Genomic DNA, 12,535 nt, shown 5'->3' on the forward strand with positions numbered 1-12,535 from the left:
CTCACCGTCCAAGTAGCAAACCAGAGCGATGTTAGCGCTGCGGTTTGGATCGTATTCCAGACGCTCAACCTTTGCAGGAATACCGTCCTTATTACGTTTAAAATCGATAACACGATAATGCTGCTTATGACCACCGCCAACGTGACGAGTGGTAATACGACCGTTGTTATTACGACCGCCGCTCTTGCTCTTCTTTTCCAGAAGAGGAGCGTAAGGAGCACCTTTGTGCAGGTCCGGATTGACAACACTTACTACGAAGCGGCGACCCGGAGATGTTGGTTTACGTTTTACAATAGGCATCGCAACTATCCCCTTATTCCGCTACCGCGAAGTCAATTTCTTGACCTTCGGCCAGACGAACGTACGCTTTTTTCCAGTCGCTACGCTTGCCCAGTCCATGACGGGTGCGCTTGGTTTTACCCTTGACCAGAAGAGTACGAACCTCTTCAACCTTAACATTAAACAGTTTTTCAACTGCCGCTTTAACTTCTTGCTTGGTGCCATCGCGAAGTACTTTGAAAACTACTTGGTTACTGGCATCGCCAGCATTAGCAGCTTTCTCAGAAATCACTGGACCCAACAATACTTTGTAGAGGCGTTCTTGACTCATCCCAGGATCTCCTCAAACTTTTTCAGAGCTGAAACAGTCATAACGACCTTATCAAAGCGAATCAGGCTAACGGGATCTACGCCTTGAACGTCACGAACATCAACCTTATGCAGGTTACGTGAAGCCAGGTACAGATTTTCGCTAACTTGTTCAGACACAATCAAAGCGTCTTTCAGGTCGTACTGAGCCAATTGCTGAACCAGAGACTTGGTCTTAGGAGCTTCAATATCGAAAGACTCCACTACAACCAAACGCTCTTGACGGGTCAGCTCAGACAGAATGCAACGCAGCGCAGCGCGGTACATCTTCTTATTCAGCTTCTGAGCGTGATCACGTGGCTGAGCAGCGAAAGTTACGCCACCGGTACGCCACAATGGGCTGCGAATAGTACCAGCACGCGCACGGCCAGTACCCTTCTGACGCCATGGCTTTTTGCCACCGCCAGATACCGCAGCGCGGTTTTTCTGTGCCTTGGTACCCTGGCGAGCAGCTGCTAAGTACGCAGTCACCGCCTGGTGAACCAGGTCTTGATTAAACTCTTTACCAAAAGCAACGTCGGATACAGTTACTGTACCTTTAGCGCCTTCGGGAGTTGCAATATTCAAATCCATCGTCGAAACCCTCGGAAACTTAGGCGTTGCGCTGCTTAACAGCTGGGCGCACGATTACATCACCACCGGGAGCACCGGGGATCGCACCTTTAACCAGCAACAGATTGCGTTCAGCATCGACACGAACAATTTCAAGGTTTTGAACGGTTACACGCTCAGCACCCATGTGTCCGGCCATTTTCTTGCCTTTAAACACGCGACCTGGAGTTTGACACTGGCCAATTGAACCAGGAGCACGGTGAGACAGTGAGTTACCGTGAGTCGCATCTTGCATATGGAAGTTCCAACGCTTAACGCCACCGGCAAAACCTTTACCTTTTGATTTGCCGGTTACATCAACAAGCTGTCCAGCTTCAAATGCAGCGACAGTGATTTCGCCACCAACTTCGAAAGCTTCGCCTTCGTCGTTGCGCAACTCCCAAACGCCGTGACCGGCTTCGGTAGATGCTTTGGCAAAATGACCAGCCTGAGACTTGGTCACACGGGAGGTCCGACGAGACCCTGCGGTTACTTGTACAGCACTGTAACCGTCGGTTTCTTCGCTCTTAACCTGGGTGATGCGATTGGGATTAACCTCAATCACAGATACAGGAAGGGAAACACCTTCTTCGGTGAAAACGCGGGTCATACCGCTTTTACGACCGATAATTCCAATCGTCATTTCTTTAACCTCTCAGTGTACGGGGCTTTTACCCGCTATGGCCGCCCATTTCAGAGCGTTACACAACCTGGGAAATACCAGGTATCGGCACAAATTGTATTTAAACTTGTTTCTTTTACCTACACAGATCAGCCCAAGCTGATCTGAACCTCAACACCTGCAGCCAAATCCAGCTTCATCAGTGCATCAACGGTTTTTTCAGTTGGCTCTACGATATCAAGCAAACGCTTATGTGTGCGGATTTCGTACTGGTCACGCGCATCTTTGTTGACGTGCGGAGAAACCAGAACGGTGAAACGCTCTTTGCGAGTCGGCAGCGGAATTGGGCCGCGCACCTGGGCACCTGTACGCTTAGCGGTCTCAACGATCTCCTGGGTAGAAGTATCGATTAGTTTGTGATCGAAAGCCTTAAGGCGAATCCGAATGCGTTGATTCTGCATGTGAACCAAACTCCAAAAATCTATAAAGAACAAGAACCGCGTTTAATGGCGATTCCACACACTTTTCCCTTCCGGACATAGAGTCAAAAAAGGAAGCGGAATTCTATAGACGGAAGCACGGGGAGTCAACCCTTATCCTGAATAAATATTAAACACCCTCGAAAGGGGTCTTCACAGAGATTTACAGGGTTAGAGCCCCGCATTTTGGCCAGATACGACCAAGACCCGGCGAGTTCGCCCGCAGAACCGCTTCTTTCTTCTTATATACACATGTAGCAAATCTGGCAGGGGCGCAGCCTAACAGCTTTCAACCACGAACTGCCACCCCCAATCAGGGAGCCAGAGAAGCCTTGCACTCGATCCCCGCAGGGAGTCGATAATCGGCGTTATCCAGCTCGGCACGGATACGGTAGGTGCCACTGGCAGCGTCAATCACCGGATCGATCATGGTAACCTTCGCCGGGTACTCGCCACCGACCGGCTCAACCGGAAAGATATTGAGAATGTCATTCTCGGCCACGGCGCCCAAAGAGCTGTACGGCATCACCACCTCAACCTCCAGAGGATTAAGTGCCGCAATCGTCAACACCGGATCGGTGTTCACAAACTCTCCGGAATCCACGAAATAATCCACAACCACGCCGTCGATCGGACTCACCACCGAACGCAGGCCAAGCACCGCTTCAGCCTGCTGCAGCTCCTTCAACGCAACCTGATACTCCGTTTGGAACTCATCCCGCTCGTGCACTGAAATCAATTCATCTCGATACAAGTTGTCATTCCGCTCGTAGTGACGCAGAGCAAACTCTGCCCGAATCTTGGCCAGATCGACTGCCGCCTTCTCGACGCCAGAACGCAGGGAAAACAACAACTCACCTTTATCCACCGATCTGCCCAACTTGATAGGCCGCTGATCCAAGACGCCTTCAACGGGGCTGGAAACATCAATACGAATACTCGGTTCAATGATGCACCCGACTGACGGTAAGTGTGCCTCCGCCGAATCCGGTGATTGGGCAGACACTCCTGTTACTCCAAACACACTCAGCAGTACACCGAGGAAACACCTGCATATCACGGCTGTTCTTATCATTACTCTCAACTTAGTTTGACCCACATGTTTTTACTTAATTCATCGACTCAGTTCATCGACGTAGTTCATCGTCTCAGTTCATCGACCTAGCTCATCGCCAGGCTGTGGTTGCCCGCTACAGCCCAGCCAGTACCGCTTGAGCCCTTTCAGCCCCACTTGCCATCCCCCAGGAAGGCCAGCATGTTCTTTTCACGCTCGTCGGTTTTCTGTGTCATGCGCCGCTCACGGGCATGCTTGCGTTCCAGTTTCCACTGACAGTAACGCTGAAGTCTTCGCCCTGCCCATCCACCGATCACGGGAAGGAAGAAAAGAGGTGTCCCAAACCGATAAATACCCCGGCCATACACTTGAATCAACGGGTCTTCAAAAGACAGTACGTATTCGATGGACCCAGGATCGCCCTGTCTGGCACTGCGCCCTTCCAACTGCCGGTCGATACGACTCGCGTCTTGCAGCTCGGTAATAATAACATGCAAGCCACCCGCCTCGCGGGTTTCCGGGGTGAGCTTGATGTCCGTCCCGCGACCCGCCATGGATGTCGCCAGGGTCACGCGCCCCGTTTCTCCCGCTCTGGCCACAATCCCGGCTTCATCCGCATCCTGCTTGGCGGTCAACAGCTCAAACGGGACTTCCGCCTGCAAGAGTTTGTCGGCGAGACGCTCTGACTGCTCAACTGTCGCCGTACCAATCAGAACTGCCCGCCCTGCAGCAATCGATTCTTGCACCGCCAAAATCACCGTCTGCTCTTTTTCTTCCAGGGTGGGCAATACCCGATAATTCAACAAACGCCGCCGTGTCTTGCGCAGCAATGGTACTTTAGACACTAACAATCCATAGACACCATAAAACTCGTCTTTCACTTCCCGTGCGGTTCCAGTCATTCCGGACAGGTAAAAATACTTACGGAAAAATTGCTGATAGCTGATTTTTGCCAGAGTTTTCTGTGGCTTGGTGGTTTCACAGCCTTCTTTCAATTCTATCAGCTGATGAAGACCGCCCTCCCAGGAACGATCGGCCGCCAACCGTCCCGTGTAGTCATCCACAATCATCACCTTAGGCTTGGTATCCTCATCGGCATCATCGGCCTCTTTGGGGTCTGTGCCGACAATATAATGCTTATCCCGATGGTAGAGGTAGAGCGCACTGAGTGCTTGCACCAGCAGCTCTTCACTGCGAGCACGTTGATGCCATGACATTCCGGCATCATCCGAATCGGACAAGCTTTCGACAGCATCACGCCCCTCCTGCAACAGGATAACCCGACGAAACGGCAGGTCGAGACGATAGTGCACGTCTTCTTGCAGCGATTCCGCAAGGGCCATCATTTGCAGCAAGAATTCGTCCGTATCCGCTTGCGGCAAATCCCCCCCCGAGATGACCAACGGCGTACGGGACTCATCAATAAAAACACTGTCGGCTTCATCCACAATGGCGAACACCAACCCCTGATGCATAAGCCGGGAAGTCATAGCGCCACTTCCCCCTTTAATGCTTTCCCGATACAAATCGACGGTGTCTTTGTGAGAGCCCAGCACCAGCATGTCTTTTAAATAATCAAAAACCAGCTCATTGTTGGAGGTGTAAATGATGTCAGCCTGATAGATTTTCTGTCTTTCAGGTAACTCAAAGTCGTTCGTTAACGCACGAGCTGCGATGCCCAGATACTCAAATAACGGAACCATTTCTTCACAATCACGTTCCGCCAGGTAGTCATTCGTGGTGACAACATGAACCTTGACTCCGGCCAACGCCGCCGTAGCCGACGCCAGAGTACAGGCCAGTGTTTTGCCTTCTCCGGTGGCCATTTCAGCGACCATGCCGTGCACCATAATCCAGGATGCCCGTATTTGAGTATGGTGGTGACGCATTCCCACACTTCGTCCTGCAGCCTCGCGGACAGCGGCAAATGCCGGGATCAACGTCGCCTGTGTGATGCCCTCTTTCATTAAGCGCTGACGTATCGTTAACAGGTGTTGCTGAAACTCAGCCTCAGAGAGCTCAGTGAGCTCATCAGACAACGCAATCACTTGCCGGGCAAAACGGCCGGGGCGACGGATATGGCTCACCAAAGGCCAAACACAACGGCTGTAAAATGCTCGCCACCCCCGATCCAACCAGGACAGCTCAAAGTAATGACGCTCCGGACGCAAAGTAACCGACACCGCATGACGTGTGGGGAGCTTGCCTGAGCCCCTCTGGCGACGACGATTGCCACCGAACCACCTACCTATCGAGGTGCGTTCACGACGCGGAGAGGAATCACTAAACATCAAATTCCTCGATAAACACCTGACGCACCTGACGGAATAATCGCTGAGCCAACGGCTCTGCAGGCAAATCGAAGCGAACATAAAACCGTTCAAACACCAGATTCATGGGAATACCATCAGCCTGAATCTCCAAAATCACAAAGTTTTCCAGCGCCCTTAATTCTTCGCCACTACTGGGATCGAGAATAATGTCGCCACCCCCCTGGGTCGACAACACCGGACTGGGGATCTCTTTGCTCACCCGCGGGACTACAGAAGCTAACTGAGCTTTAATCATGTGGCTCCTGTCTGAGGCGGGACGCAAACTCACGCCTTCAATACGCCCCAGCACCTGTTCCGCGGCTGTTTCTTCAACAGCAACTCTGATTGTCAGTGGTCGCGTGGGACTTAAGACATAACCGATCACTTCCCCCCGCTGCAGATAACGAGAGGGCAAGCTGTCCGTGTGCTGCACGACCAACTGACCATCGGCGCGGGCACGAACGGATGTTTGCTGCAACGCCGACTCAATATCACTTTTCTCGTCTTTAAAACGAGTCACCTCAGCAGCCGCCACACTGGATCGGAAACGATCCTGATAAGCTGAACGCACTTCAGCCTGAGCCTCCAAAAGCTGTGCATCAACCAAAGCCAACCGATCCTTCAGATCGTAATTGGTTAACTGAATAATCTTATCTCCGCTCTGAACCTTACCCGATTCGGGAAAATGCATTTGGGAAACAAAGCCAGACTCTCCGGCGTAAAGGCGCTCATGCGGCTGCGTCCAGGACACACCGGTAGTGGTATAGCTGTAAGGCAGTGGCATTTTGAAGAACAGCGCCCAGACCAAAACCGCCAAGCTCAGCATCACCCATTTGGGGTTCCGACCCAGCATGGCGAACTGAGGCTCCCTGAAAGGTTTACTTACGGTTTTAATAAACGGAATGATCCAGCTGGACACCAGCGTCCAGATTCCAAGAATGACGCCGACCACAAAATACTGACTGCCGATAAAAAGAATAATGGTGACGGAAATAACGATTCGGTAAATAAACGACAGCAAGTTGTAAAAGAATAGCCAGTAACCTTCACGCACATCTGCAGCCGGATTCTCCAGCTCGCGAAAACGAAAAATATAGCGTTTGGTCAGATAGCCCCAGTAGGACACCGAGCGCTTTGCCAGATTCGGTATTTCAAGATAATCAGAGAGGACGTAATAAGCATCAAACTTGAGCAACGGGTTGCCGTTAAACAACAACGTAGAGACACCTGCCATAAACGCAATATTGTACAAAATGGACTTCACCAGCCCCTCTGCGGCCATGCTCCATAAAATCACGGCAATGGCGGCAATAAATAACTCCACAATCAAACCGGCCGCCGCCACGGTCATGCGTTGGTATTTACTGGAAAATGCGGCGGATTCAGACGCATTGACATAGGGCATCGGGAAGAAGACCAGAATCATGACGCCCACTTCATGCACCTGTCCCCCATAACGCCTGACCGTATAGGCGTGTCCCAGCTCATGAATAATCTTGATAAGCGGGTATATAACCCACAAGAGCAACAAGTTGTCTGCGGCTAGAATTCGATCTGCCGCGTTTTTGGTCAAGCCCTCGAAATTCTGTGCTGTCACAATCAAACCGGCGCACACCACCAGCAGATACAAAACCATTAACCCTTTACCTGCCACCTTATCAAATACAGGGCAAAACACGTTCAAAAAACGGGTGGGGTCAAATAATGGAATCTGTACGGACAAGGGGGAATAGACTTTTTGCAGACGTTTTTTTTGCTGCTTCTTATCCCGCCGCTTAAACAAATCACGGGCATTATCGGGCACATCCAGATACAGCATATCCAACTGATACAACGACGAGATCAGAGAGATTACATCCTCCTGGGTCGGAAGCTCCTTCTTGAGCACTTCCCCCGCCTGCAACCAGATATCATTCAGGGTGCGGGCACCATCCATATACCCAATAACCACATAGGCATACTCAGAATACAGCTGGATGGATCCTGAAATGGGATCACGCAGAGCATAGCTTCTCTCGCCCCGTTGTTGCTGCGGAGATATTTCAACCTGCGGCTTAAGGCGCGGCTTAAGCTGTTCAACCAGATACCAGTTTTTACTGAACAGTGACACTGTCGATCAACTCCTGCTCTGCCTCATCCACTTTCGGAACTAACCCCAAAAAGACCACATTTTTAAAGCCAGCCACTTACGCAGATCGATAGTCCAGATATCGATCAAATGACGTCGACCGGCTGACACCTTGGCAACCCCCACCAGACCGGGACGAAACATTGGGTGCGTCTGCAAAAGACGGGCTTCTACACGAAACACCGTAGAGCCTTCACGCACCTCGGTAACAGGTGTCAGGACTTCCACTTCAAAATCGAAGCCCTGATTGGGCATAGACGACAGTACAACTCTTCCCAGCTGCCCCTGTTCAACGTCACTGATGCGATACTCACTGACATACAGAATCAACCGATAATCTTTCATGGGGGACAGACGAAATAGCTCTTCGCCTTGAGAGACAGAACCCCCAATTCTCTGACTGAGGTCACCACTGACAACCAACGCATCGAATGGCGACCGTAACACTGAGCGTTCCAGTTTACTTTCTGACGCGGCAAGCTGAGCTTTTGCCTGCTCCATCTGAGCGACGTAAATTTGAGCCTGAGCCCGATCCCGACCGGCAAGTGCCTCTGTATACTGTTTGTTGTTTTGAGACAGACGACTGATGGCTTTGATTTTTTCCAGGCGCAGCTCATTATCTTCCATGGAAGCCAGAATCTGTCCCTCTTGCACCCGATCTCCCGCACGGCTGGACGCCGCTTTCAGGTAACCACCGAACGGGGCAGACACTACCCGAATTTGACGGGGTTCCAGTACCGCATCTGCATTGATTTTGTACTCTCCCCGAGCCAAGCCAAAAAACAACACCAAGGCAAACAAACCAATAAAGAATACTTTGCGCTTCACGTAACCTGGAGCCAGCAAACGCTCCATTTGCAGCTTCATATGACGGCGGACACCGCCCCAAAAGGAGAGTTCTGCCTGTTGCCGGTGATGAAACGCAACACCCACAAGCGCCAAATTGGCCTGAATACGATCCAGATCCTCTGAAGTAAACGGGGCTCCTGATGGCCGCTCGAAGGTGAGCGTCAGATAGACATCGTCATTGTGATACACCGGAACGGTTAAGATAGAGGCATTGCGCTGCGCTAGAGACAACTTTTCTGCCTGGAGGCAAATACCATGACTCGCAGCCACCGGTTTCGCCGGCTTTTCTTCGTCATCCGATTCCGTCGCAGCGGTATCGGTATCCGACATCGCGACGGGCCAGGCAATCGCGCGACGCTGATCACACGCTTCTTGCATGGCTTGAGCAATTTGCTTGGCCGTCACACTCTTCAGGGCATAATCACTACTGCCCGATATCACGTCCAGAGAGACCACCTGGTTTTTGACACTGCCCAGGCATACCCGGTCACAGGCAAAATCCCTCGCCAGAGAATCAACCCACTGCAAAGCTGATTGCTTGATGGCATCGCCCTTCCCGACAGCCACATAACCATCAATAACGGCTTGCTGACGAAGCAATTGCTCTTGTTGCTGCAAATAGGCGTTGCGGTTAAACCGGCTTTCTATCCAGAGACAGCTTTTTTCGACCTCACTCATCACGGATTCGAGTCGATTTCCCTGCAAGGGTAAAAAACCGGCAAAGACAGCGACAATATTCTGATCGACCCGAATCGGATACACGAGACCATACTCATCACCGCCATCCTGCTCAGGTGAAATCACCAATGGTCGCTGCTGTTCGTAACACTCATCAACCAAATCGCCCAAACGATCTATCAGGTCCTGAGTTCTTGGCCAGAGGGCAACTGGCTGTAGGCTTCCCTGGTCCGTTTGCAACGCAAGCAACGCAGCGGTGAAATCAGGCAAGTCTGTGAGCAGGTTTTTCAGCCACGCATCGTACCAGGAACCGTGTTCTGCAAAGGTGTTAAGTTCATCAAACGACAAGCGTGATGAGCCAGAGGCCCGGTCTTGCAGGGATTCCTGCTGTTTTGAATCCGGCGGAGCAACGGTACTGTCAGTCATATAACTCTTTAACCATCCAGGGCGAATTTAACAATCAAGCCATCAGATAATTGGATCCCTGAAACGACAAAAGGCAAAGCCCTAACTTTGCCTTTAACAGGACATCATTTCTGTACTGAATTAATCGCCAACCGGGCCAAAACGGGACTCATACTCATCCACAACTTTGTTTAACAGAGCACTCAAGCGTTTCGCTGCATGAGGGTTCAGAATAATCCGATCAGACAGATTAATAGAAACTTCTTTTTGACCTGTGTGCCAAGTGGAGTTTGTTCCAAACAGCAGTGTCACTTCTTCGCGGGTACTGGATACGTTACAGACATTGGCATAGGAGCTGCGCATTTTACTGTCGTCCCATTTTAACTTGGGCACAGAACCACTGCTGGCCGCATTACCGTTGGTGTTGCCTGCGGCTTCGTTCGTGTTTTTTTCGTTATCACTCATAATTGACCCCAAATAAATCATTGATCATTGTTGAATATCTCAGTCATTGCCTGTCGAAGCAGGCAATGACTGATCGGTTTACGGTTACACTTCTTAGAGTACGGACTGTCTTAATGCAGTTCATCACCCTCCGGGCTGTCCGAGGTTTTGGTCGTCCAATTCAAGAAACGCGACTCTTCCAGACTCGATCGACGCCGTTGCTTCCACTCCTCTTGCAAGCTTTGCACGCCGTCTCGCTCCTTATAACCCCAACCTCTGCGTTTGACGGCCGCCAGCATGGCCGCAGAGACCGCCGTTGCCGACATCATATCACTGTCGGCTTGATTCAACTCGTCTTGTTTCTGCTGACCTTGCAGCGCATCAACGGGCTCATCATTTTCAACGGGAGCAGGATCCTGAGCATCTTGAGCAGGCTGACATTCTTCAGCAGCCTCTTCTGAGTCTGCTTCTGCCTTACACTCTTCGGGCTCCGATTCCTCATCGTTATTGACCGGCAGATTATCCAAAAACTCCTGCAGCTGACTGTCGCTCAATTGAGAGACTTGACCACTGCTGGACGTCACTGGCATCAACGTCAAAGCCGTATCCGGTTCAGTTTTCTGCTCTGGATCCAGCGCTGTAATCAGTACCGTGGATCCAAGCAGATCACCGTCCTGCATGTTGATCGCAGAATAATACAGCTCTCGTTGAGTTCCCCCGATCAACCCAAGACGATCCGGCACGGTAGAAACAACCACGCCATCTGTTTCTGGGACTTCGGTAATCCGGCCATAGTTACCCAATAAGATGTCATTCAAAAACAGGCCTGTAAACTCGTCACTTCCTGCGCCACCTAACAGCCAATCATAATCATCACCACCAATCAGATGATCGTCGCCACCTTGAGCCAAATCGGAAGTATCAACGTAGAAGTGGCTCAGCCCATCGAACCCCATCACCCCGAAATCGCCAAAGATGATGTCATCGCCGCTCTCACCGTCCAGATAATCATTACCACCGCCGCCAAAGACCCGATCATTGCCTTCACCCAGCAATACCCTGTCATTACCCCCTTGCGGAGGCCGCTGGGTAATGGCTTCAAGGAATTGATTATTTCTGTAGGTGATGCGTCCGTGATCTGCCATTACCAAATCATCGTCTGCGCCACTGTTAATTTCATCATCACCAAAGCCAGCCATGATGCGGTCATTGCCCGCACCCGTAGCAATGTCGTCATTGCCAGCATTACGATCATCGGCATCCGTCGTCTGCATCACCGCCAGATCGCCATTGCTGTCGTAATCAATACGGCCATTATCAGCGATGACATCATCTTCTCCGGCACCGGTGCGAATCGTGTCCGCACCTTTACCGGCAAGAATCGTGTTATCACCCCCAGCCGCATCAACGCTGTCATTGCCACCGATTTCGGGCTGGGTCGTGCGAGCGGACTGACGTGTACCGTCTGGACGCCACAGCAGCTCACCATTGTCGGTCATGATTTGCTTGGTGCCGTCTCCGGTTTCAATCTGATCATCTCCCTGTCCGGTAATGACTTCAGCCTTCCCGTTACCCAGAGCTACCTGATCATCACCGCCCAGACTCGGCTGACGTGAAGACGCTCGAACCAATACATCATTCAGGTATTCCAACTCACCGTTGTCGGCAATAACGTGCGCCTCGCCGTTTCCAGATCGAACAGTGTCATCTCCCAGACCTGCCATAATGCGGTTTTCACCGTCGCCAGCTGAGATGTGATCATCACCGGCGGTGGATGAAGCCACATCCGTGGTGCGCATCAAAGCGGTCATACCCTGGCTGTCATAATCAATCTGGCCGTTATCGGCAATGATCTGATCCCGCCCTGCGCCAGTTTCAATCCGATCGTTGCCAGCACCGGCAATCACGGTATTGTCCCCCGCAGTCAGAGCCACCTGATCGTCTCCCCCTTCAGCCAGAGCCAGTGAGCGCACCTGAATCAGGAGTCCTTCTGGTGTTTGCAGTACCTCGCCATTGTCAGTCAACACGATCTTGTGACCATCACCGCCTTGCAGGACATCATCACCATCACCGAGAATGACCACGGCATCACCGTCTCCCACATCGACCTGATCGCTATCGCCCAGGCCAATTTCCGTCGAGGTAGCACGAAGCAAAGTTCGATCGAGATACAGCATCTCGCCGTTATCGCTGATTACATGATCCTCATCACGACCAGCGGTAATTACATCTTGCCCCAGACCACCGAGGATACGATTGAAGCCATCACCGGCCTCGATCGTGTCATTGCCTGCGGTACTGGAATCCTCGTCGGTGGTTTGCATC

At 51.5% G+C, this 12,535-nt stretch carries 10 protein-coding genes and 1 pseudogene; all 11 read right to left on the reverse strand.

Going from position 1 to position 12,535, the window contains the following annotated elements; genetic code table 11:
- A pseudogene (locus ACTG33_RS13165) lies at window positions 1-300 on the reverse strand (50S ribosomal protein L2); the annotation flags it as partial.
- 13 nt (window positions 301-313) lie between these two features.
- Window positions 314-610 carry a 50S ribosomal protein L23 gene (rplW, locus tag ACTG33_RS13170; protein ID WP_216098790.1) on the reverse strand — a complete coding sequence of 99 codons (297 nt, stop codon included), beginning with the start codon at window positions 608-610 and terminating at the stop codon, window positions 314-316.
- Window positions 607-1,221, reverse strand: coding sequence for a 50S ribosomal protein L4 (gene rplD, locus ACTG33_RS13175; protein ID WP_439135687.1), 615 nt, complete (start codon window positions 1,219-1,221; stop codon window positions 607-609). The genes rplW and rplD overlap by 4 nt, the downstream gene beginning before the upstream one ends.
- A 19-nt stretch (window positions 1,222-1,240) precedes the next feature.
- Window positions 1,241-1,882, reverse strand: coding sequence for a 50S ribosomal protein L3 (rplC, locus tag ACTG33_RS13180; protein ID WP_439135688.1), 642 nt, complete (start codon window positions 1,880-1,882; stop codon window positions 1,241-1,243).
- Between the two features lie 128 nt (window positions 1,883-2,010).
- On the reverse strand, window positions 2,011-2,322 hold the full coding sequence (rpsJ, locus tag ACTG33_RS13185; protein WP_167000055.1) for a 30S ribosomal protein S10: 312 nt from the start codon (window positions 2,320-2,322) through the stop codon (window positions 2,011-2,013).
- Window positions 2,323-2,653: 331 nt separating this feature from the next.
- Window positions 2,654-3,346 (reverse strand): efflux RND transporter periplasmic adaptor subunit, encoded by a 693-nt coding sequence (locus ACTG33_RS13190; RefSeq protein WP_439135689.1) that lies wholly within the window; start codon window positions 3,344-3,346, stop codon window positions 2,654-2,656.
- A gap of 215 nt (window positions 3,347-3,561) precedes the next feature.
- Window positions 3,562-5,685 carry a DEAD/DEAH box helicase gene (locus ACTG33_RS13195; protein WP_439135690.1) on the reverse strand — a complete coding sequence of 708 codons (2,124 nt, stop codon included), beginning with the start codon at window positions 5,683-5,685 and terminating at the stop codon, window positions 3,562-3,564.
- Window positions 5,678-7,816, reverse strand: a complete 2,139-nt coding sequence (locus tag ACTG33_RS13200) for a hypothetical protein (protein WP_439135691.1) — start codon at window positions 7,814-7,816, stop codon at window positions 5,678-5,680. The genes ACTG33_RS13195 and ACTG33_RS13200 overlap by 8 nt, the downstream gene beginning before the upstream one ends.
- 39 nt (window positions 7,817-7,855) lie before the next feature.
- Window positions 7,856-9,787 carry an efflux RND transporter periplasmic adaptor subunit gene (locus ACTG33_RS13205; protein ID WP_439135692.1) on the reverse strand — a complete coding sequence of 644 codons (1,932 nt, stop codon included), beginning with the start codon at window positions 9,785-9,787 and terminating at the stop codon, window positions 7,856-7,858.
- A gap of 120 nt (window positions 9,788-9,907) precedes the next feature.
- Window positions 9,908-10,231: a DUF3467 domain-containing protein gene (locus ACTG33_RS13210; RefSeq protein ID WP_439135693.1), complete on the reverse strand. Its 324-nt coding sequence runs from the start codon at window positions 10,229-10,231 to the stop codon at window positions 9,908-9,910.
- A 110-nt stretch (window positions 10,232-10,341) separates the two neighbouring features.
- On the reverse strand, window positions 10,342-12,535 hold a 2,194-nt coding region (locus ACTG33_RS13215), incomplete at its 5' end, for a calcium-binding protein (protein WP_439135694.1).

The sequence above is a fragment of the Pseudomaricurvus sp. genome (assembly GCF_965662505.1).
Classification (GTDB): Bacteria; Pseudomonadota; Gammaproteobacteria; order Pseudomonadales; family Cellvibrionaceae; genus Pseudomaricurvus.